This window comes from Terrisporobacter vanillatitrophus (genome assembly GCF_051148895.1).
In the GTDB taxonomy this organism is placed as follows: domain Bacteria; phylum Bacillota; class Clostridia; order Peptostreptococcales; family Peptostreptococcaceae; genus Terrisporobacter; species Terrisporobacter vanillatitrophus.
Map to the genome: position 1 here is coordinate 3232820 of NZ_CP154625.1, position 23118 is coordinate 3255937.

Sequence of the window (23118 nt, forward strand, 5' to 3'; positions counted from 1 at the left end):
AATACCCTTAAAATCAAAAAAATATAGCATAAATACAAAATAATTTATACTATATTTTTTATTTTAATTTATTGTTGCCTCTTCGCTTTCTTCTACTTCCATTTCTAGTAAATCAAGCTTTTTAGCTACCAGTTTTGTTGTACTTCCTTGCAGTATAAGTGTAATTAATATGGTCATAAATACTATAGATGATATTATTTCACTTCCAGGCACCTTCATAGAAGTAATTATACCACATAGAGCAGCTGGTATAACTCCTGTTTCCCTTACCCACATCATAAATATCAATTGATTTTTATTCCATTTTGCTCCTCTATCCACTAAAGTACATGCTAGTATACATAAAGGTCTTACTATAAATATTAAACCTAAAACAGATATTAATGAAGGTACAAAATACTTAAATAATACATCTAGTTGAACTTGACTACCTAATATTATAAATATACACATTCTACAAATTGTACCTAGAGTTTCGGCCACACTACAATCTGCGTCATAGTGTTTCTGACTAAGCCACAATTTAAAGTTCTGTTTATTTCCTGTTACCAAGCCAACTATGAAACATGACATATATCCACTACCGCCTAAATAAGTAGAAAGTTCATATGCTATTATTACAGATAATATGGATATTATAGGAGTATAATCTTTAAATATACCCTGTGGACTATCATTAACTAAGAATAATAAAACTAGTCCTGTTATTAGACCTACTATTATTCCCACAATAATCATAATACAAAGATTATATATATTTTCCTCAACAGAAAAATGCCCCCCCATAATTATAGCTAATACTGCCACTGTTAATATAGCTCCAGTAGCATCATTTAATGCAGATTCACTAATCACTGTTTGCTTTACTTTTTGGTCTATTTTTACCTGATTGAATATTGGTACAATTGTTGCTGGGTCTGTAGATGCTACTATTGAGCCTGCTAAAAGGCATGTCATAAAGCTAATTTGAAAATTCAACCCTATAATTTTTGCCATTAAAAATGATGTTATAACAACACCCAGTGTCGATAAAAGAAATACGCTAATTTTTACATTTTTCAGGACTTTCAGACTAACTTCTTTCCCTCCCAAATATAAAATAAATGCTGATCCAAATGTTAATATTAATTGATTTTCCAGTTGAAACTGAGTAATGTCAATAATTTTCAGAACTGATGGTCCTAAAAAAATACCCACTATTAAAAATAGTACTACATCCGGTATATTTATTAATTCACTTCCTTTACTACATATAATTCCTGTAATTGCTATTGTTGCAAATAGAATCAACAGTTTATTGCATGCAATAGCATGAATGGATGTTTCCATAAACCCATCTCCTTTTTATTTGTGTTGATAGTTCGACATTTATATAATATTAATTATAAATAAAAAATGACCATCTGTGATGGTCATTTATGTTAAATTTATGTTATAAATTTTACTATTCAACTACTGCTATTAATTCTATTTCAACTTTAACGTCTTTTGGTAATCTAGCAACTTCAACACAAGCTCTAGCTGGTTTATTTTCTCCGAAATATTCAGCATAAACTTCGTTTATTTGAGCGAACTCATTCATATCTTTTATGAATACTGTAGTCTTAACTACATGTGAGAAATCAGCTCCTGCTTCTTTTAATATAGCTTGAAGATTTTTTAATGATTGTGCAGTTTGTGCTTTTACATCACCTTCAACTATTTCCATTGTTTCTGGAACAAAAGGAACTTGTCCTGATATAAATAATAAGTTTCCAGCTTTAACTGCTTGAGAATATGGTCCTATTGCAGCTGGTGCATTATTAGTATGTATAACTTGATGTTTCATGTTTTTTACCTCCTAAAAAATATATTGATTAAAAACATTTTCCTCTCTATTATACTACTCATAAAAAGAATTGTACATACGGTTTTTATGATTGTTTTTATTTAATAAACAAAAATAGGACTAAATATTTATTTTTAGTCCTATTTTTCATTATCACTTTATATATTTAAAGCAAATCCTATTTAACAACTATATTTACTAACTTTTTAGGAACAGCAATAACTTTTACTACATTTTTTCCTTCTATTGCGGCTTTAACTTTTTCACTTTCTAAAACTACTTTTTCCATATCTTCTCTAGCTATATTAGCATCCATAGATATTTTATCTCTTAATTTACCATTAACTTGAACTATTACTTCTACTTCGTCTTGAACTAAAGCTTTTTCGTCGTATTTAGGCCAGCTTATATCAAATACACTACCTTCTTTACCTATCATAGTCCATAGCTCTTCTCCAACATGAGGTGTAAATGGTGCAAGTATAGTTACTATTGTTTCTATACCTTCTCTAATTATTCCATCATTTCTAGTATCTAATTCTTTGTATTTATACATTTCATTTATTAATTCCATTAATGCTGCTATTGCAGTATTAAATCCGAACTTTTCACTTAAGTCAGAAGTAACCTTGTTAAGTGTTGAGTGTATAACAAGTCTCATAGCTTTATCTTCTTTAGTCACAGTTTTAATTTCTGCACTTGATTTAGTTACTTCTGTTAATTCATCAACTAATCTATACACTCTGTTTATAAATCTGAAGCATCCTTCAACACCTTGTTCTGACCAATCTAAATCTCTCTCTGGTGGAGCTGCAAATAATACGAATAATCTAGCAGTATCTGCTCCATATTTGTTTATTATTTCTATAGGTGATACAGTATTACCTTTAGATTTACTCATTTTACTTCCATCCATTAAAACCATACCTTGAGTTAATAGGTTTTTGAATGGCTCATCAAAGTCTAACATTCCCATTGATTTGAATGCTTTAACAAAGAATCTAGCGTAAAGTAAGTGCATTATAGCATGCTCTACACCACCTATATATTGGTCTACTGGCATCCATTTATTTACTAATTCTTTACTAAATGGCTCCTCAGTATTTTTAGGATCTATATATCTTAAGAAGTACCAAGATGAATCAACAAATGTATCCATAGTATCAACTTCTCTTCTTGCTTCTTTTCCACAATGTGGACAAGGAGTAGTTTTAAATGCTTGAGAAGTAGTAAGTGGAGATTCTCCTTTTCCTGTGAATTCAACATCTGTAGGAAGTAATACTGGTAAATCTTTTTTATCTACTGGTACTATTCCACAGTCATCACAGTAAACAACTGGTATTGGACATCCCCAGTATCTTTGTCTAGATAATAACCAGTCTCTAAGTCTGTAGTTAGTAGTTTTCTTACCTCTGTTATCTTTCGCAAGTTTTTCAACTATACCTTCAAATGCATCAGGAGCATCCATTCCATTGAATTCTTCTGAGTTTATCATTTTATTATCTTCATCTATAACAGGTATTATATCTAAATTAAATTTCTCAGCAAAATCTCTATCTCTATCATCATGAGCTGGAACTGCCATTATAGCTCCAGTACCATAGTCAGCTAATACATAGTTTGCTATCCAAAGAGGTATTTTCTTATTGTTTACTGGGTTTATAACGTATTTTCCTATAAACATACCTTCTTTTTCCACATCAGAAGCAGTTCTTTCTATTTCTGTTTTAGTATGCATTTTCGCTATAAAAGCATTAACATCAGCTTCATACTCTGTTCCTGCAACTAACTCCTGAACTAATTCACTTTCTGGAGCTAAAACCATGAAAGTAACACCATATGTAGTATCTGGTCTAGTAGTGTAAACTGTCATAGATTTATCAGTTCCATCTATATCAAATACTAATTCAGCACCATTAGATTTTCCAATCCAGTTTCTTTGCATTGTCTTAACTTTTTCTGGCCATCCATCTAAAGTATCTAAATCATTTAATAATTCCTCAGCAAATGCAGTAGTTTTGAAATACCATTGTTCTAAGTCTTTTTTAACAACTACGCTATCGCATCTATCACAAAGTCCTCCAACAACTTGCTCATTAGCAAGAACTGTCTCACAAGATGGACACCAGTTAACGAAAGATTTTTTCTTATAAGCAAGTCCTGCTTCTAAGAATTTCAAGAATATTTCTTGTGTAAATCTATAATATTCTGGAGTAGAAGTAGCTACTTCTCTTTCCCAGTCATAGCTTAATCCTAATAATTTTAATTGACCTTTCATGTCCTCTATGTTTTCCATAGTCCATTTATGTGGATGTATTCCATGTTTTATAGCCGCATTTTCAGCTGGTAAACCGAATGAATCCCATCCCATTGGATGAAGTACATTGTATCCTTCCATTTTTTTAAATCTAGCAACTACGTCACCTATAGAGTAATTTCTAACATGTCCCATATGTATATTTCCTGATGGATAAGGGAACATCTCTAAAGCATAATAACTTGGCTTTGAAAAATCTGTTGTGTCAGTTTTATATTGATTATTTTCTGCCCATGTTTTTTGCCATTTGTCTTCAATCTTTTTAAAATTGTAAACGCTCATGATTTACCTCCTAAGTATTCTCTGTAATAATTTCCATAAGTATTATTTTATCCAAATTAAGAAATTCTAAAATTTCTTAATAATATTAAAAAAATCCCCGTCCTAAACTTTACGTTTAGGGACGAGGATATATTTTCGCGGTACCACCCTAATTAGTTTACAAAAGTAAACTCTCTTAGATAGTTTTTATGCCAACTACGGCCAAATAATTTGGTGTTAGCAAGTTCAAAAACAGTTTATGCTGACTCACACCACCATCAGCTCTCTGAAATAAACAAAATTTTCTACTACTCTAACTTATTTGATTTTAATCTTCATTTTTCTATAATATTAGCATCTTTATGCTAAAGTGTCAACATCCACATATGGAGCATCTTTCCATAGCTTTTCTAAGTTATAGAATCCTCTATTTTCTTCGTCAAATACGTGAACCATTACATCACCATAATCAAGTAATATCCAAGTTTGAGTTTCATATCCTTCTTTTGATCTTGGTTCTATTCCGTGCTCCGTTAAAGCATCTTGTACGTTATCTGCTATTGCTTTAACTTGTCTAGATGAACCAGCAGTTGCTATAACAAAATAATCACATAGAGAAGATACTTTCCCTATATTTATTATTGATATATCTTTACCTAATTTATCATCAATTGCATCGTAAACAATTTTTGTCATTTGTTCAACAGTCATGTTAGTCATATTCCGTCTCCTTTCAATTTTAAAACTACCTAGTTATTATATCATAAATATTTGTATTATTACTATTATATATACAAATTTTAAAATTTACGCCTCTTATTACACCATATGACAATTCTATCTATTCCTAGTTAATACTACGCATAGTTAAATTTCCTAGAATATAGTTTCTAGCTTTTACAGTTCTGGGGTGTATTAACTGATTATTATCTATTACAAATTTTATAGTGTTATTGAAAGATAAAATTAATGCTTCGTCTAATTTACCACTATAAGTTAGTTCTCTTAATTCTTCTACTCTTGGAAAGTTTCTACCCTCTTCTATTAAGTCCGCCATATATATTATTTTTTCTAAAAGAGACATGTTTTCTTTACCTGTAGTATGATACTTTATTGCATTTATAATTTCCTTATCATTAATATTAAATACATCCATTGCAACATAAGAACCTATAACACTATGAGATAGAGCTATATTATTTTCTTCTAAAGGATCTAGTTCTATATTAAACTTTTCTACAAAATCTTCAATTTGTTCATCTATAAAATATTTGGCGCAATCATGAACAAGTCCAGCAATTTCTGCTTTTTCTCTATCACACTTATATATTTCACTTAGTTTTACTGCACACTTTGATACATTTAGAGAATGTTCTAATCTTCTTTCAGGTAACATCTCCTTTAGTATTTTTTCTATTTGTTTTAAATCCATTTACTCAACTCCAAAATTGTATAGACACTTTTCTTTTATATATGCTTCCACATTTTCAGGTATTAAGTACCTAACCGATTTCCCTAAATTTAATTGATCCCTAATATACGTGGATGATATATCTAAAGAAGGTACATATACATTTATAATTTTTGCATTATATTTATTTTCTAATTTTTCTATATAGTCCTGAGCTCTAAGCAGACTTATACCCGGTCTTGTTGCTGCTATAAATGTGGCCAATTTGAAATTTTCCGCTACATCTTTCCATGCTTCTATATCACATATAGCATCTGCTCCTGTAATAAAAAATAATTCACAAGTTGGATAAGTCTTTTTTAACTCCCTCAAAGTATCTATAGTATAAGTCTTTCCAACTTTCTTAATTTCCATATCAGAAACTACAAAATTTTCATTTTTTACAGTAGCAAGTACTACCATTTCATAACGATCCTTTTTATCAGTTATATTCCAAAATTTATGAGGAGGATTACCAGAAGGTATGAAAATAACTTTATCTAAATTATATTTGCCTCTTATAAACTCCACCGTTGCTAGATGAGCATAATGTATAGGGTCAAATGTTCCTCCTAATATTCCTATTCTTAATTTATGAGCACTGTCCCTAAATTCTGCCATTTTCTCATTATTTTTCAATATAGATTCAATAACTATATCTTCAATCCTCATTATTATTCTCCTTTTTACTCCCTTTTTTCTATAACAATTAAGTTTATAATATAAAAACCCTTTTTTTAGTATATAATCATAAATATATATTTTTATTAACTAAATTATCTATATTCATACTTTAATTGCAAAAATTCGTTCACTATTAATATATATAATAATTTCAATTATATAACAAGTGATTTTTAACATTTATTTAATTTTAAGCAATAAATTTAATTTAAAGGAGACAAAATATGTCTATAATAACAAAAATTGAAGTTCAAAAGAAAAACCAAGACAGAGTAAATATTTATGTTGATGAAAAATTTTTCATGGCTATTTATAAAGAGTTAGTATTTAATTTTAACTTAAAAAAAGGTGACAACATAGAAGAAGATCATCTTAGACAAATTTTAAAAGATGAAATGTTTTTAAAGGGGAAAAATAAAGCTTTAAATATCCTATCAAAATCTAGTCAATCTGAGAAAAAAATTAGAGAAAAGTTAGAAAATGATTTTGAAGAAGATGTTATAGATGAGGTTCTTGATTTTTTAAAAAAATATAATTTTATCAACGATAACGAATTAGCTTCTAAAATTGTAACTACCAACGTTAATCTAAATAAATATGGTAAAAATAAAATAAAACAAAATCTTTATAATAAAGGCATTGAAAAATCAGCCATTGATGAAGCTATTTCTGAAATTGATGTAGATGCAGAATTTGAAAATGCTCTTTATTTAGCAGAGAAAAGATATGCACGAGTAAAAAATGAAGGCCCTAAAAAATCTTATGCTAAAGTTGCAAATCACCTTGCTTATAAAGGCTTTAATTATGATATAATTAAAAGCGTATTAAATAAGATTTTTAAAAGTGATTACAATGATGATTATTAAGATATAAGTATATATATTATACTTTAGGAGGTAATATGAAAACCGTTATAGCCATACTTTGTGTACTATTATCAATTTACAATATTAAACAATTATATAAAGAAGATAGATAAAAAGAGATTATTTAATAATCTCTTTTTTAAATAAAATATATTTTATAAGATATTTTGTTAAGACTATAATTATAATTAGTGATTGTTATTTTAAAACAAAATATACATAAGGAGAATTCATATGATAGATTTAGTTTTGCTAGGATGTGGCGGCAATGTGCCCATGCCTAATAGAAGTCTTTCCTCTTTATTTATTAATTATAAAGGGAAAAAAATTTTAATAGACTGTGGTGAAGGTACTCAGGTATCTATGAGAATGAAAAATTGTGGTTTTAAAGATGTAGATTTAATTTTAATAACTCATCTCCACGGCGACCATATAATAGGTCTTATCGGTCTTTTATCTACTATGGGCAATAGCGGTAAAACAGAAGACTTAACTATTGTTGGTCCTAGAGGAATTATAGAAACTATGAAGGCTATAAAAGTTCTTGTGGAGTATTTACCTTATAAATTGAAAATAATAGAAAATCCAGATAAAAGCTTTACCTTAGAAGATCACCCTATTTTTAAGGATTTAGAAATTTCAACACTAGAACTAGATCATTCCACTGAATGCTTAGGTTATAGTTTGAATTTCAAAAGATCTCCTAAGTTCAACGCAAAAAAGGCAAAATCAAATAATGTTCCGCAACATTTATGGAATAGATTACAAAAAACTAATTCTGTTTTTTATGATAAAAAAACGTATACTTCAGATATGGTTTTGGGAGATGATAGAAAAGGTATTAAAATTAGTTTTGTTACTGACACTAGATTTTTACTTACTATACCTGACTTCATTAAAGATAGTGATTTATTTGTTTGTGAGGCCATGTATGGAGATGATATGGATATTTCTAAAGCTGTAAAAAACAAACACATGACTTTTACAGAAGCCGCTAACTTAGCAGCCTTAGGAAAAGTTAAGCAACTACTTTTAACTCATTTTAGCCCATCTTTGGAAAATCCTCATGAGTACTTAGAAAATGCCACAAGGATTTTTCCAAATACTATAGTTGGAGAAGATAGATTATCCTTCTCTTTAAATTACGAAGATTAAAAATAGTGCTCAATATAATGAGCACTATTTTTATTGTGGATGACATTCTAACAATAAGACCCCTATTATTAAGTTTAAAAAGTACAGAATCATATACATATCCATCTCCACCGGTTTCAGATCCTATTATAGTAGCAAGTTTCTACTCTTTGCAAAATATAGCAAATGACTCAGCTCCATAAAATATATAATTATCTACTAATAAATATATTTCCCCCCTAATTATTCTTCCTCTTCTTCTATATACTCAAGTATATCTCCTGGCTGACACTCTAAAACTTTACATATCTCATTTAGAGTTGTAAACCTAACGGCCTTAGCTCTGTTGTTTTTCAATATAGATAAATTGGCATTAGTTATCTCTATTTTTTCTGCCAAATCTTTCAGAGACATTTTCCTTTTTGCCATCATCACGTCTAAGTTAACTATAATAGTCATAATAATCTCCTATACAGTAAATTCATTTTCTTCTTTTATTATAATAGCCTCATCAAAAGCATCTGCTATTACAAAACATAGAAGGCCTGCTATAAAATATACACACATACTTGGTGTTAAAAAAATACCTGGAGCTAAGTCCAAAAATCTAAGACCACTTACTCCATTTATTATTGTAAGAATATAGTCTAATATTAAATTTGCAAGTAATAAATAGCCTATATTTTTAAATTTTTTTACATTTGATTTTACAAATATATTTACTCTTGAAGTACTTACTATATCCAATATAAAAGCAATCATTATTAAATAAGTTAAGCCGATAATAAATATTCCAATATAAAATACTAATGTACTTGTGTCTTTACTATTATTAAAAATAAATGGAATTCCCATAAATACTGCCATTATCAATATTAAACCTAATGCAAAAAATAATATTGTTAGTGAAGCACTTAATACACTTTTTGTTTTTGTTGTGTTTTTTAACATAACTTACACTCCCCCCTTTTGTTTTTATAATATTATAGTAGCAGTTATAATATCGTTTTTCAATAAATTAATATTGTATTTTAATATATTTTTATCATAAAAGGTTAATATTTCAAATTTTTGATTGCACAAAAATAGAGGCAGATTAATCTACCTCTATTTTTATTGTTCGTCTGATTTTATTGCAATCCATGCTTTATCATACATTTTTTTAACGTCTAGTGGAAAATCTTTATAAATTTCGCATCTATTCATTATTTCTGTAGTCATATATGCATTTGCATTATTTTTTACACTTTCTGGTTGTTCTTCCCTTGCTTCTTTGTTAGGAGTTGTATATCCTATTTCATCAGCTATTCTAAGGGCCCTTTTCTTATCACTTACAAAGTTTATAAACTTCTCAGCACCTTCCACATTTTCAGCATTTTTAGGTATGCATAAACTATCAATCCAGAAGTTTGCTCCTTCTTCAGGTACTACATAAACTAGATTAGGATATTCATCTTGTAAGTTTAATCCTTCTCCAGACCATATCATATTTATATCTGTTTCTCCTGCTGGAATCATTGTAGTCCCGTTATCCACACCATACAACGGATTAACCAATTTTCTTTGTTCTAATAGTAATTCTTTTGCTTCTTTTATTTCTTTTGAATCAGTTGAGTTTAAAGAATATCCTAATTTCTTCAATGCTACACCCATTGTGTCTCTATATGTATCAAACATAAATATTCTACCTTTATATTTTTCATTCCATAAGATGTCCCAACTTTTTACCTCTTCTTTTACTACATCTTTATTATAAATAAGTCCTACTGTTCCAAACATATAAGGCACTGAGTATTTGTTACCTGGGTCTATTTCTAAATCTAAGTATTCTTCATTCATTTGAGATATATTTGGTATATTATCCTTATTTATTTTCTGTATAAGCTTTTGATCTATCATTCTTGGCATCAAAACATCTGAGACTAAAATAACATCGTATTTTCCTGCTCCACTTTTAACCTTCGAATACATAGCTTCCATATCATCAAAAGTTTCAATATTAACTCTTATATCATATTTTTGTTCAAATTCTCTTACAGTTTCATCATCTATGTTTTCACCATAGTTAAAAAAGTTTATTTCTTTGGAGTAATTATTCTTTTTATTGCAACCTGTAAAAAATACACCTACTGCTGATACACATATTATTAAGGTTAATATTTTAGCTATCTTTTTCATATTTTATTTTCCTTTCATATTTTATTTTTAAGTTTATTTATGAGTTATAATACCATATGAAATATAACCTATTAAAATTATATTTTAAATAATAAGATAATAACACAGATTTATCTTCCTACAGTACCTAAAATTGACTATACTAAATTAATCTATACTTTTATTTCTTCTTCTACTTGCACATTTTTCCTTATGATTAAAGTTATAATTTATAATTTCTTTACATGTTAAAATTTTATTAGAATTAATATATAACTGTTCATATTATAGTATAACATACTTTATATAATAATTAAAATTTAAGCATTATACTGGTTTTTCCATAAGTAATTATTAATGATATTTAAATAAAATAAAAAAAGCCATCATAAATGACTGGTTCAGTCACTTCATAATAGCTTCTTTTTATATTCTTATTACATTTATTTATTATAAATTATATATCATTCTCTTCCCACTACTATCTTCTTTGAGATTTTTTAGTTGGTTTTCCTTTTTTAGTCATACCTTCTTCTACAACTTTTTTAGTAGCAGGTTTTTGACCTGGGAATAATATTTTTGGCTCTTCTTGATTTTTTCTGTATAATGTAAATTTAAAACCTATAGCTTGAACAAATTCCGCTCTTAACGCTTTACATATGGCATTAGCTGCCTCTTTCGTATCTATACCAGCCGTTTCAAGTATAGTTACTTTAACTAATTCTCTAGAGTCTAGCATCGCATCTAATTGTTCTAAGAAACCTTCAGTTACACCATCTTTTCCTATTTGAGTTATAGGCTTAAGAGTATTTGCTAAAGATCTTAAATATGATCTTTGTCTTCCGTTTAACATATTGTCACCTCTTTTATATTAAATTTTAATCATAGAATTCAAATTCTATTTCATATATCTTAACTGTATCTCCATCTTCAATACCCATTTCTCTAAGTTTGTCAAATACGCCTTGACTTTCCATAGATTTTTGGAAGAATTGAATAGATTCCATATCTTCAAAGTTAACAGAGTACATAATTCTTCTAAGTGCTTTACCTGTAACAACATATACTCCATTTTCTATTTCTACTTGTAGAGGTTCTTCTTCTTCAGAATCTAATTCAGGAACATATAGTTCTTCCTCAGATATAAGTTCTATTTCTTCAGCATCTTTTAACACTTGAGAAACATAAGTTATTACATCATCTATACCTTCTCTTGTTGCTGCAGACATTTTGAATACTTTATATCCTCTTTCTTCTAAAGTTGTCTTAAACTCTTCATAAACTGATTCATCTTCAAGTATATCTATTTTATTAGCTACTACAACTTGAGGTCTTGTAGCTAGTTTTTCATTGTATAATTTAAGTTCATCATTTATGCTATCGAAATCTTCTAAAGCATTTCTACCTTCTAGTCCAGATATATCAACTATATGTATTAATACTTTAGTTCTCTCAACGTGTCTTAAGAAGGCATGTCCAAGGCCAACTCCTTCTGCTGCACCTTCTATAAGTCCTGGTATATCAGCTAAAACGAAACTATCTCCAAATTTAGTTTGTACCACACCAAGGTTTGGTGTTAGTGTTGTGAAGTGATAGTTTGCTATTTTAGGCTTAGCTGCAGTAACAACTGATAAGAATGTGGATTTACCTACATTAGGGAACCCTAATAATCCTACATCAGCTATCATTTTAAGCTCTAATATAATCCACTTTTCTTCACCATCAGTTCCTGATTTAGCGAAGTTTGGAGCTTGCCTCACTGCATTTGCAAAATTGTGGTTTCCTTTTCCGCCTCTACCACCTCTTGCAACAACAGCTCTGTCTCCTTCTTCTTTTAAGTCAGCTATTATTTTATTAGTAGCTTCATCTCTTATTATTGTTCCAGCTGGTACTTTTAAAACTAAGTCTTCACCATTTTTCCCAGCTTGTCTTTTTTTACTTCCATCTCCACCTGGAGTGGCTACGTATTTTCTTTGGTATTTAAAGTCCATTAGTGTTCTTAAGTCGTTATCAACTTCAAATATAACACTAGCGCCTCTTCCTCCGTCTCCGCCATCCGGTCCACCTGCAGGAACATATTTTTCTCTTCTAAATGATACTGCACCGTTTCCACCATTTCCAGCTTTGACAAATATCCTTGCCTTATCTATAAACAAAAGTGGCACCTCCTATTAGAATTTGCTATTATATTCAAATTCTCATTATTTAAAAAGAAAAGGAGTGTAAATACACTCCTCTCCCTTTATTATTCAGCAACTTGTACTGGATATATACTTACTTTTTTTCTTTTTTTGTCTTTTCTTTCGAATTTAACAGTACCGTCTATTAATGCGAATAAAGTGTCATCTCCACCTTTACCTACATTAGTTCCTGGATGTATTTTAGTACCTCTTTGTCTTACTATTATACTACCAGCAGTAACTAGTTGTCCGTCATATCTTTTAACACCTAATCTTTTAGCTATAGAATCTCTACCGTTTTTAGATGATCCTACCCCTTTTTTAGATGCTAATAATTGTAAGTTCATGTTTAACATTTGGAGTCACCCCCTACTTTTTTAAGATTTTTATATTGTTTCGATAATCCTTTTGGATTGATTTCATTGTTAATTCAAAATGTTCTAGTAATAAATCAGTTTTTTCATTTAAACTTTCTTCGTGAACTAGACATTCAATAAAACCTTCTTGGCCAATTACAGAATCAAATTTCACCTTAGCTAATGTATCTAATGAATTAATAATACCAATGGCATTAGAAGTCACAGCTGAACAAACAATATCTTCTCCTATTGGAGCAAAATCAGCATGTCCTTTTATTGTAAAACCTTTACGTCTGAAATCGTCTGTATAATGATATTTTATCTTTATCATTTTGTTAACCTATTACTAAGCGTTTATTTTTTCAACAACTATCTTAGTGTATGGTTGACGATGACCTTGTTTTCTTCTGTAGTCTTTTTTAGCTTTATACTTGTAAACTACTATTTTCTTAGCTTTTCCTTGCTCTACTACTTTAGCAGTAACAGAAGCACCTTCTACAACTGGAGCTCCAACAACTAGTTCTCCTTCTGCATTAGTACAAGCTAATACTTCGTTTAAAGTTATTTCTTCACCAGCTTGTGCTTCTAACTTTTCAACGAATAATACATCACCTTCAGCAACTTTGTATTGCTTTCCACCTGTTTTAACTATAGCGTACATTAATATACACCTCCTCGGTCTAAGAACTCGCCATCAAGGTATTTCCAAAGGAAAGTTTGAACCTTTTCTGTGCGGCATTACAGTTATAAATGATACTACTTATTGAACAAAATGTCAACTAGCTTACAAAAATAATTTTATATTTTTCATAGGATATATCTTTATTTTCTTCTAACAAAATGTTCATTTTATATTTTTCACTTATTTTATTAATTAGGCCCATGTAATTAACTTTAATTTTGCTAAGTGCTATGGGGTTAAACTCAACAGTAATGTGATTATAGCATGTATGATGTTTTATTCTACTTATTTCTTTTTCCAAATCATCCATAATATAGTTCATTGATTTTGTAGATGAATTTACTTTACATGAACAACATTCGTCTAAATAATATTCATCTATGGAGTTTTTTTGTCTTCTTCTTGCAACTTCTACTAGTCCTAGTCTTGTAATTCCTAGTACCTCAGATTTTCTTTTATCTTTTTGCAATTCATGATTTAAAGTTTTTAATAGGTTTTCCTTATTTTTCTTTTTAATCATATCTATAAAATCAATTATGATTATTCCACCTATATCTCTAAGTTTTAACTGCCTTGCAATTTCTATACATGCTTCTTCGTTAGTTTTATATACTGTATCTTCTCTATTTGAATTTCCAGTGAATTTTCCTGTGTTAACGTCTATTACAGTTAAAGCTTCTGTTTTTTCTATAATTAAATAACCACCACTTTTTAGCCATACTTTTTTGTTCAGAGCTTTCTCTACTTGGCTTTGTACTTTATATAAATCAAAAATATCTACATTATCAATTATTTTTAGTTTGTTTAAATAATCTTTGTTAATACTTTTTAAAATACTCTTTATCTCTTCATATTTATTATTATCATTTACAACAATTTCACTAACATCATCATTTACATTGTCTTTTATGTATTTTGTAGAAGCATCTAGCTCTTTATATAAAAGTTTAGGCCCTATGCCTAACTTAAATTTTTTGCAAATTAAATCATATTTTTCTTCTAAGTCAGCAAAATCTTTTTCTAGCTCTTCTTCACTGCATCCAGTAGCTTCTGTTCTAATTATAATTCCACAGTCTTTTCCAAGGAGTTTTTTTATAATCTTTTTAAGCCTAAATCTCTCTTGCTCATCTTGCAGTCTATTAGATATGGTTATCCTATCATTACTTGGTATATAAACTAAGTAACGACCTGATAAACTCACTTCTAAGTTTAATTTAGGACCTTTTGTACCTACTGCTTCTTTATTAATTTGAACCATAATATCCATTCCAGATTTTATATTTGAATCTTTTCTTAGAGGAAGATAGGCTAGTTTTTCCATGCCTATATCTACAAAGCAGGCCTCTAGGCCTGCTTTTACATTTTTTACTATTCCTCTATATATGTTGGATACTAATTTATTATTTTCATTTTCATCAATTAATAATTCTACAAGTTTATCATCTTCAACTATGGCAGTTTTCTCTGATGATGCTAAAGTTTCAATTATTATTTTTTTCATTATTATCCTCACTATAATGGAGTTACTAATTCTCCATCTACTATCTTATAAAGGTCTCTTCTTATTATTTCAACTTCTTTTGGATCCATCTCTATACCTAATATTTCAAGTAAGATTGGTACAAATATATTAGTATTTAAGTTAGCTTTAGATCCTGTTGCTATAATAGCTTCAAAAGTAGCTCTACTATCATCTAATACAACTAAGTCAAAAGTTTTAATCATTGGTCTTATATCAACTTCTACGATCTTACCTTTTTTATTTTTCTTACTTATCATTATTGATTTACTTGTTATGAACTCAAATACTCTAGTTTTTACAAGTTCTTTGCTTAAAGGAGTTTCTAAATCTATATTAAATAAATATTCTCCATAAACTATCTCTTGTGCAAGAGCCGGAGTTTGTGGAGTTATTTCTTCTGCTTTTATAAACTCCACACCTATTGGTAATTCTTCATTTATTCTTTGTAAAAAGTCTCCAACAAATATATCATCCTCTATTTCTATATCTACATACTCTCCTTGACTTTCTGTTCCTAGTGCAAGAGCATTAGCATAACTCATCTTTGGATGAGGGTTAAATCCTTGAGAATAAGATAAGTTTATTTCTGCTCTTCTAAACGCTCTTTGTAAAAGTCTTTGTAAATCAAGATGTGATATGAATATCATATCATCTTCTTTTTTATATTTAGCTCTAATTAACTTACTCATAATTAGCATAGCCCCCTTCCTAAGTCCGTTGTATTTATTCCACAACTATTACATCTCTGCCTACAGTCTGGTGTCACTACATCTTCTTTAGCTTTGTCATTTTCTACTATTAAGAATTTCTTAGATACACCTACATCTATGTGATCCCACGCAAACACTTCGTCGTAGCTTCTTTCTCTATGAGCATACCAGCTTATATCTAGTCCATTTTTCTCCATAGCCTCAGTCCATATATCTAAGTTAAAGTATTCTGACCATCCATCAAATTTAGCTCCAGCTTTGAATGCATCATAAATAACTTTACCTATTCTTCTATCTCCTCTAGATACAACAGCTTCCATTAAACTAGTTTTTGAATCATGATAGTTATATCTTATATCTCTATTTTTTAGAGCCTTAACTAAGTATTGTTGTTTTTCTCTAACCACATCTCCTGTGTCCTGTGGATGCCATTGGAATGGAGTAAATGGCTTTGGTACAAATGTTGATGTACTTACTGTTACTCCAAATTTTCTAGATAATTTTCCGCCATGTACTTCTCTATAAGTATCTATTACATTGTATGCTAAATCTTTTATTCCATCTAAATCTTCGTATCTTTCTGTTGGAAGGCCTATCATGAAATAAAGTTTTACACTATGCCATCCCATTTCAAAAGCTTTTGTAGTAGCATTTTTTAAATCTTCTTCACTTACACCTTTATTTATAACATCTCTCATTCTTTGAGTTCCTGCTTCTGGTGCAAATGTAAGTCCTGATTTTCTAACTTGTTGTATTTTTTCGGCAATTTCCATTGTAAAGTTATCTAGTCTAAGTGAAGGTAGTGATATACCTATGTTTTTACTTGCGTATTCTTCTATTAAAACATCTGTAAGTTCACTTAATTTAGAGTAATCACTAGTTGAAAGTGAAGATAAAGATATTTCATCGTATCCTGTACTTTTTATTAGTTTGTCTAAAGATGATTTTAGAGTACCGATACTTTTTTCTCTTATTGGTCTATAAATCATACCAGCTTGACAGAATCTACATCCTCTTGTACATCCTCTAAATAGCTCTAAAACCACTCTTTCGTGAACAGTTTCTATGTAAGGAACTATTAAGGCTTCTGGATATGGAACTTCATCCATATTTTTTATTATTCTTTTTCTTGGATTAGTAGGTATTCCTTCTCTATTTGGCACTGTTTCTTTTACTGTTTTATCTTCATTATATGTAACATCATAGAAACTTGGTATATAAACACCTTCTATTTTAGAAGCTCTCATTAAGAAATCTTCTCTAGTTGTTTTGTTTTTCTTCCACTCTTTGTACTCGTTTAGTACTTCTAAGTTAACTTCTTCACCTTCGCCAAGTATTACTATGTCCACGAAATCCGCTAAAGGTTCTGAGTTGTAAGCGCAAGGACCTCCAACCATTATAAATGGATCATCTAACTTTCTATCTTTTGCAAATATTTCTATATTAGCTAAGTCTAATATGTTTAATATATTTGTATAAGAAAGTTCATATTGAAGGGTAAATGTAACAAAGTCAAAATTTGTTATAGGTTCTCTTGATTCTATTGCAAATAGAGGTATATTCTTTTCTCTTAATATTTCTTCCATATCCACTGCTGGAGAATAAACTCTTTCACAATAAACATTTTCATCGCTATTTAATACTCTATATAAGATTTGACTTCCTAAATGACTCATCCCTACTTCATATAAGTCTGGGAAACATTGTGCGTATCTTATTAAACCTTCTTTGCTAGTATCTTTATGAATTGAATTTATTTCATTTCCTAAATATCTAGCTGGTTTTTCTACTTTTTTTAAAATTTTTCTAAATTCTGCTTTATCCATCTAATATTGAAACCTCCGATAAACTAATTGTAATTAACATAAATTTTATTATACACTATAAAATATTTGGTATCAAAAATTTTTACTTCAAAAAGCCAAATATTAACTCATTACTTATATTATCGCGTTATTATTATTCATTATACTTCTTTTAGAATAACTTTATCTATATAAATATTAATTTCTAAAATATCTCTTATAATTAGATAATCTTATTTAATAAAATTATTTATATGTACTCATTTTAGTTTTTTCTTATTTTTTGAGTAAAAATAACAAATAACTAAAATAATAATCCTAATCATATTTTTAGTTTAATTCTAAATCAGATTGGGTATATACAATTTGTGCTATGATTTTTTATATTTAGGAGGTTTTCAATGAGCAGTGTTTTTGAAATTAAGCCAGATATATTTTATACTGGTGTTGTAGATAAGGATTTAGAAATATTTGATATTATAATGGAAACAAAGTATGGAACAACTTACAATTCTTATCTAATAAGAGATGAAAAAGTTGTTTTATTTGATACTGTAAAAGATTGTTTTAAAGATGAATTTTTAAGTAATTTACAAGAATTAGTTCATATTAAAGATATTGACTATGTAGTTATTCATCATACTGAGCCAGATCATGCTGGTTGTTTAAAATATATATTAGATATAAACCCAGATGTTCAAGTTGTTTGTACTAATGCAGCTAAATCATACTTAGGTGATCAAGTTAACAGACAGTTCAATTGTACAACTGTTAAAACTGGCGATAAATTAAACATAGGTAAAAGAAATCTTGAGTTTATTCAAACTCCATTCTTACATTGGGCAGATACAATGTTCACTTATGTTCCTAAAGACAAGGTTTTATTAACTTGTGATGCTTTTGGATGTCATTATTCTCACTATGATGCAAAAGCTATTCATGGAGAAGGCTATTTAGGCTCAGCAAAATTATACTATGATTGTATAGTTAAACCTTATGCAAAATATGTTTTAGATGCTGTAGATAAAGTTGTTGAATTAGGATTAGATTTCGATACAATTTTAACTTCTCACGGTCCTATACTTTCTGAAAAACCAATGGAACAAGTTACTAGATATGTAGAGTGGTCAAAAGCAGCTTTAGAAGAAACTAATCAAGGTGAAATGGCTATATTCTACTTATCAGCTTATACTAATACTTTTGATATGGCTAAGAAAATACAACAAGGTGCCCTATCTCAAGATGTTAAAGTTAAGTTATATGACTTAGAAAAATTATCATTAGAAGAAATGCACTGTGCTGTATTAAATGCAAAAGTAGTTCTAATTGGTTCTCCAACAATTAATCGAACTATGGTTAAACCTATGTGGGATTTATTCTCATCAATAGATCCAATGGCTAACAAGGGAACTATTGCTGGTGTATTTGGTTCTTATGGATGGAGTGGTGAAGGTATATCTATGGCAGAAAATTTATTCAAAGCTATGGCATTTAAAGTTCCTCAACCGGCTCTTAAAAAGAAATTCTTCCCGAGCGATGATACATTCAAAGAATGTTTTGATTATGGTGTAGAATTTGCTAATTATATTAAATAAAAACAAAAGGTTAATGTGTTGAAAATTAATTCTTCACATTAACCTTTTATTTTAAATTCTTTGACTTGTAGTTTTTCTTACTTCTCTAAAAGAGAACTCTCCCCTATCCAATGCTTTAATAAAAATTTCTGCACTAGCTAAGTTTGTTGCCACTGGCACATGATATACATCACAAAGTCTAATTAATGCCTGTATATCCGGTTCATGCGCTTGAGAAGTTAGTGGATCCCTTAAAAATATAACTAAATCAATATCTTGATTAACAATTAAGGCACCAATTTGCTGATCTCCACCAAGTGGCCCAGATGCTAATCTATTTATTTTCAAGTTCGTTTCATCCATTATTCTTTTACCTGTAGTTCCTGTTGCATAAATACCATATTTTTTTAATATGTTCTCATAGGCAATACAAAAACCTACCATAGTATTTTTCATTTCATCATGTGCAACTAATGCAATATTCATTTTCATATTCACCTTACACCCCTGCTTTCTCTAGAAGTTTATCTTCTTTCTTCTCATACAAACATTTAATACTAAGCCTAAACTTGCCATAGATGTTAAAACAGAACTTCCTCCATAACTTATAAATGGAAGTGTTACCCCTGTTACCGGTATTAGAGATACAGTCATACCTATATTTTGGATAATTTGGTATGCGAACATTGAAGTTACTCCAACTACAACGAGGGCTCCGTATTCATCCTTGGATTCAGCAGATATTCTTAACATTCTATATAGAAAATAAGCAAATAAGCTTATTAAGGCTACCATCCCTATTACTCCTAATTCTTCTCCTACAACTGCAAATACAAAGTCACTATCTTGTATAGGTAGAAAATCTTCTTGGTTTTGTGTCCCTTTGAATAGACCTTTACCTGTGAAACCGCCTGAACCTATGGCTATATTAGACTGCATAACCTGATAGTTACCTTGTATACTTGTGTCTTCTGGATGTAAAAAACCTGTTATTCTAGCCTGTTGGTATGGGTCTATACACAAGTATACAATAGGAAGTGCTACAACTCCTACAATTATTGTTTTTTTTAGTATATTGTAGTCAATTCCAGCTGTAAATATTATACCTGCAATTATACAACAAAATACTATAGCTGTACCTAAGTCTGGTTGTGCAATTAATAAACCAATTACAGGTGCTGCATACATTAATAACCTTACAATGTCTTTTACATTATCCATCTTTCCTTTTTTAAGCTCTACAATTTTTGCATAGCTTAGTATAAAAGTAAATTTTACTACTTCTGCAGTTTGTAAATCCAAAGGCCCCAAATCTAATGTTGATTTTGCTCCACCTCTAACTGCTCCAAGGGGAGTTAAAACTATTGCTAGCAACACGACACTTGCAATATACAACTCTTTGTAATATTGGCCTAAGAAGTTGTAATCAAAAACCAATATGAACATAATCACTCCTAAACCTAAAACAAAGGCTACAGTTTGTTTTATTAGTCTAGAATAATTTCCAGTTTGATTTACATGAGTAGCACTACTTAATATAACAATACCAAAAGTAAAGATTACTAAGAGTGTAGCTATTAACTTCCAATCTAACTGCTTTAATAACTTTAAACTATTTTTATATTTAATCAATTTATCACCGTCTTTCTGGTATAGAAATCCATATTAAAATGTCACGAACTAAATAGGGAATATACCTTAAGTATATCCCCCTTTATTAAGACTAATTTATATTTTCCTGTCTTTTAAATTCTTAAGTGGTATATTTGCAACTAAGGCAGATACTGGTCTGTCTCCATTCTCACTTCTAGTTTTAGACATCTTTATCTCTAAACCATCTTCTTCTATATCAGCGTAGTTAGATATAACTTTTAATATGTCATCTTTAATCATATTTAAAAGTTGTGGAGAACAATCTACCCTGTCATGTACAAGAACTAATTTTAACCTTTCTTTTGCTACGTTTTTGCTAGTCTTATTTTCACTTGAAAAAGCTTTAAAAAGATCAAACATGAACATCCCCCTATTCTATTTAGCTACGCCAAACATTTTTTTGATTTTTCCAAAGAAGTTAGTCTCTTGTTCCATTTCCATGATAGGAACATTATTACCTAGTATTCTTTGAGCAATGTTTCTATATGCTTTTCCTGCATTTGATTTAGGATCAAGTATTGCAGGTTCCCCTTTATTTGTTGATATGATTATACTTTCATCATCTGGAACTATACCAATTAAGTCTATAGCTAATATTTCAACTATATCTTGCTTGTCCATCATATCTCCGCGTTTAACCATATCCTGTCTTATTCTATTAATTATTAATCTAATTTCACTAATTTCATTGGCTTCTAATAACCCAATTATTCTATCTGCATCTCTAACAGCAGATACTTCAGGATTTGTAACAACAATAGCTCTATTTGCTCCTGCTATGGCATTTCTGAATCCTTGTTCTATTCCCGCAGGACAATCTATTATTACATAATCAAAACTTTCTTTTAGTTTTTCACAAAGCTCAGACATTTGCTCCACAGATACTGCATTTTTGTCTCTTGTTTGTGCTGCTGGCAATAAGTATAAATTTTCAAATCTCTTATCTTTTATCAATGCTTGTTTTAACTTACATGTTCCCTCAACTATGTCTACTATATCATATACTATTCTGTTTTCTAGCCCCATAACCACATCTAAGTTTCTAAGTCCTATATCTGCATCTACCACAACAGTTCTTTTATTTTCTAAACTAAGTGCTGTACCTAAGTTAGCTACAGTTGTTGTTTTACCAACTCCACCTTTGCCTGAAGTTATAACTATGACTTCGCTCATTATACTACCCCCTATATATTTCCTTGTTTTTTAAAGTTTTAGGTAAAAAGCTTTCAATAACAATCCTGTCTTTACTCACAAAGGCTATTTCAGGAATAATTTTTTTCTCATTCTTTGACTCTTCATAATCATCCTCTGGTGCCTCTGCAATATTATCTGCTATTTGCAGTATTTTAGGATTTAAACTATTTGCTATAACATAAGCCGAATTATTTCCTTTGGCTCCTGCATGAACAAATCCTCGCACTTCACCCATCACTACAATATTCCCATTAGCAACTACTTTAGCTCCAGAATTCATATTACCCATAATAACAACATTTCTAGTGGAACTAACTTGTGAACCAGGGTTCATATCACTCATTACTACAACGTCTCCATCAAAGACTACATTTTCCCCAGATCTCATAGCATCCACATACTTTGTTTCATAAGCGTTAATATAAGTTTCTTTTTCTTCTTCTACGAACTCTATATCAAATTTTGATGTAATAGATTCTTTAATCATCATCATATGAATGTCATTTAAATAGTCACAATTAATTTGATAAATTTTTGCTCCATTAAAAAATCCAACATTTTCTTCTAATCTATCTATTATACTTTGTTCTATATGTTCAAAGGGTGCTACTTTTTTAATATTAATAATAAGCCCTTTTTTATTTCCTTTAAACTCTATAAGCTCTTCTGTGGAATATTTACTAAAAGACATAACAACCTCCAGAGTGATATTAGTTTATTACTTATATTCTTCATAAATATC

26 protein-coding genes and 1 other annotated feature are annotated in these 23118 nt (G+C 29.5%); of the genes, 4 read left to right on the forward strand and 22 right to left on the reverse strand.

Going from position 1 to position 23118, the window contains the following annotated elements; all coding sequences use genetic code 11:
- Nucleotides 1-63: 63 nt before the first annotated feature.
- The 6 genes from TVTCOM_RS15955 to nadD all read right to left on the reverse strand — a co-directional run bounded on the left by TVTCOM_RS15955 (nucleotide 64) and on the right by nadD (nucleotide 6528).
- On the reverse strand, nucleotides 64-1329 hold the full coding sequence (locus TVTCOM_RS15955; RefSeq protein ID WP_434797252.1) for a cation:proton antiporter: 1266 nt from the start codon (nucleotides 1327-1329) through the stop codon (nucleotides 64-66).
- Between the two features lie 115 nt (nucleotides 1330-1444).
- Nucleotides 1445-1828, reverse strand: a complete 384-nt coding sequence (locus tag TVTCOM_RS15960; RefSeq protein WP_434797253.1) for a RidA family protein — start codon at nucleotides 1826-1828, stop codon at nucleotides 1445-1447.
- A 178-nt stretch (nucleotides 1829-2006) separates the two neighbouring features.
- Nucleotides 2007-4427, reverse strand: a complete 2421-nt coding sequence (leuS, locus tag TVTCOM_RS15965) for a leucine--tRNA ligase (RefSeq protein WP_434797254.1) — start codon at nucleotides 4425-4427, stop codon at nucleotides 2007-2009.
- A gap of 114 nt (nucleotides 4428-4541) precedes the next feature.
- Nucleotides 4542-4730, reverse strand: a binding site (T-box leader).
- Nucleotides 4731-4766: 36 nt separating this feature from the next.
- Nucleotides 4767-5117: a ribosome silencing factor gene (rsfS, locus tag TVTCOM_RS15970; protein WP_434799759.1), complete on the reverse strand. Its 351-nt coding sequence runs from the start codon at nucleotides 5115-5117 to the stop codon at nucleotides 4767-4769.
- Between the two features lie 136 nt (nucleotides 5118-5253).
- Nucleotides 5254-5838 carry a bis(5'-nucleosyl)-tetraphosphatase (symmetrical) YqeK gene (gene yqeK, locus TVTCOM_RS15975; RefSeq protein WP_434797255.1) on the reverse strand — a complete coding sequence of 195 codons (585 nt, stop codon included), beginning with the start codon at nucleotides 5836-5838 and terminating at the stop codon, nucleotides 5254-5256.
- On the reverse strand, nucleotides 5839-6528 hold the full coding sequence (gene nadD / locus TVTCOM_RS15980) for a nicotinate-nucleotide adenylyltransferase (protein ID WP_434797256.1): 690 nt from the start codon (nucleotides 6526-6528) through the stop codon (nucleotides 5839-5841).
- 236 nt (nucleotides 6529-6764) lie between these two features.
- Here nadD and recX point away from each other — a divergent pair, with 236 nt between their 5' ends.
- From recX to TVTCOM_RS15995, 3 genes are all read left to right on the forward strand, one after another.
- Nucleotides 6765-7406: a recombination regulator RecX gene (recX, locus tag TVTCOM_RS15985; protein WP_434797257.1), complete on the forward strand. Its 642-nt coding sequence runs from the start codon at nucleotides 6765-6767 to the stop codon at nucleotides 7404-7406.
- A 234-nt stretch (nucleotides 7407-7640) separates the two neighbouring features.
- Complete coding sequence (locus TVTCOM_RS15990; protein WP_434797258.1) at nucleotides 7641-8561, forward strand: ribonuclease Z; 921 nt, start codon at nucleotides 7641-7643, stop codon at nucleotides 8559-8561.
- A 17-nt stretch (nucleotides 8562-8578) separates the two neighbouring features.
- Complete coding sequence (locus TVTCOM_RS15995; protein ID WP_434797259.1) at nucleotides 8579-8743, forward strand: hypothetical protein; 165 nt, start codon at nucleotides 8579-8581, stop codon at nucleotides 8741-8743.
- Between the two features lie 40 nt (nucleotides 8744-8783).
- Here the strand turns inward: TVTCOM_RS15995 and TVTCOM_RS16000 are convergent, their stop codons facing one another.
- The 11 genes from TVTCOM_RS16000 to TVTCOM_RS16050 form a co-directional block, all read right to left on the reverse strand.
- Nucleotides 8784-8999 (reverse strand): helix-turn-helix domain-containing protein, encoded by a 216-nt coding sequence (locus tag TVTCOM_RS16000; RefSeq protein WP_434797260.1) that lies wholly within the window; start codon nucleotides 8997-8999, stop codon nucleotides 8784-8786.
- A gap of 9 nt (nucleotides 9000-9008) precedes the next feature.
- The gene (locus TVTCOM_RS16005; RefSeq protein ID WP_434797261.1) at nucleotides 9009-9491 is read right to left on the reverse strand and encodes a DUF2975 domain-containing protein; all 483 of its coding nucleotides are present in this window, start codon (nucleotides 9489-9491) and stop codon (nucleotides 9009-9011) included.
- 162 nt (nucleotides 9492-9653) lie between these two features.
- A complete protein-coding gene (locus TVTCOM_RS16010) occupies nucleotides 9654-10718 on the reverse strand; it encodes an ABC transporter substrate-binding protein (protein ID WP_434797262.1) in 1065 nt (354 codons plus the stop codon).
- 460 nt (nucleotides 10719-11178) lie between these two features.
- A complete protein-coding gene (locus tag TVTCOM_RS16015) occupies nucleotides 11179-11550 on the reverse strand; it encodes a YhbY family RNA-binding protein (protein WP_434797263.1) in 372 nt (123 codons plus the stop codon).
- A 25-nt stretch (nucleotides 11551-11575) separates the two neighbouring features.
- Entirely contained in the window at nucleotides 11576-12853 is a 1278-nt protein-coding gene (gene obgE, locus TVTCOM_RS16020) for a GTPase ObgE (protein WP_434797264.1), read from the reverse strand.
- 89 nt (nucleotides 12854-12942) lie between these two features.
- Nucleotides 12943-13233, reverse strand: coding sequence for a 50S ribosomal protein L27 (rpmA, locus tag TVTCOM_RS16025; protein WP_039679784.1), 291 nt, complete (start codon nucleotides 13231-13233; stop codon nucleotides 12943-12945).
- Nucleotides 13234-13246: 13 nt separating this feature from the next.
- Nucleotides 13247-13567 (reverse strand): ribosomal-processing cysteine protease Prp, encoded by a 321-nt coding sequence (locus tag TVTCOM_RS16030; RefSeq protein WP_434797265.1) that lies wholly within the window; start codon nucleotides 13565-13567, stop codon nucleotides 13247-13249.
- Between the two features lie 15 nt (nucleotides 13568-13582).
- Entirely contained in the window at nucleotides 13583-13897 is a 315-nt protein-coding gene (rplU, locus tag TVTCOM_RS16035) for a 50S ribosomal protein L21 (protein ID WP_228104000.1), read from the reverse strand.
- A 118-nt stretch (nucleotides 13898-14015) separates the two neighbouring features.
- Entirely contained in the window at nucleotides 14016-15419 is a 1404-nt protein-coding gene (locus TVTCOM_RS16040) for an Rne/Rng family ribonuclease (protein ID WP_434797266.1), read from the reverse strand.
- A gap of 11 nt (nucleotides 15420-15430) precedes the next feature.
- A complete protein-coding gene (locus TVTCOM_RS16045) occupies nucleotides 15431-16129 on the reverse strand; it encodes a TIGR03936 family radical SAM-associated protein (protein WP_434797267.1) in 699 nt (232 codons plus the stop codon).
- Between the two features lie 2 nt (nucleotides 16130-16131).
- Nucleotides 16132-17976: a TIGR03960 family B12-binding radical SAM protein gene (locus TVTCOM_RS16050; protein WP_434797268.1), complete on the reverse strand. Its 1845-nt coding sequence runs from the start codon at nucleotides 17974-17976 to the stop codon at nucleotides 16132-16134.
- Nucleotides 17977-18356: 380 nt separating this feature from the next.
- Between TVTCOM_RS16050 and TVTCOM_RS16055 the strand changes: the two genes are divergently transcribed.
- Complete coding sequence (locus TVTCOM_RS16055) at nucleotides 18357-19550, forward strand: FprA family A-type flavoprotein (RefSeq protein ID WP_434797269.1); 1194 nt, start codon at nucleotides 18357-18359, stop codon at nucleotides 19548-19550.
- Nucleotides 19551-19601: 51 nt separating this feature from the next.
- Here the strand turns inward: TVTCOM_RS16055 and mgsA are convergent, their stop codons facing one another.
- From mgsA to TVTCOM_RS16080, 5 genes are all read right to left on the reverse strand, one after another.
- Nucleotides 19602-20015: a methylglyoxal synthase gene (gene mgsA / locus TVTCOM_RS16060; RefSeq protein WP_434799760.1), complete on the reverse strand. Its 414-nt coding sequence runs from the start codon at nucleotides 20013-20015 to the stop codon at nucleotides 19602-19604.
- Nucleotides 20016-20045: 30 nt separating this feature from the next.
- Complete coding sequence (gene rodA / locus TVTCOM_RS16065) at nucleotides 20046-21161, reverse strand: rod shape-determining protein RodA (protein ID WP_434797270.1); 1116 nt, start codon at nucleotides 21159-21161, stop codon at nucleotides 20046-20048.
- 96 nt (nucleotides 21162-21257) lie between these two features.
- On the reverse strand, nucleotides 21258-21542 hold the full coding sequence (gene minE / locus TVTCOM_RS16070; RefSeq protein ID WP_039680243.1) for a cell division topological specificity factor MinE: 285 nt from the start codon (nucleotides 21540-21542) through the stop codon (nucleotides 21258-21260).
- A gap of 15 nt (nucleotides 21543-21557) precedes the next feature.
- Entirely contained in the window at nucleotides 21558-22355 is a 798-nt protein-coding gene (gene minD / locus TVTCOM_RS16075) for a septum site-determining protein MinD (RefSeq protein WP_434797271.1), read from the reverse strand.
- A 4-nt stretch (nucleotides 22356-22359) separates the two neighbouring features.
- Nucleotides 22360-23067, reverse strand: a complete 708-nt coding sequence (locus TVTCOM_RS16080) for a septum site-determining protein MinC (RefSeq protein WP_434797272.1) — start codon at nucleotides 23065-23067, stop codon at nucleotides 22360-22362.
- Between the last annotated feature and the right edge of the window lie 51 nt (nucleotides 23068-23118).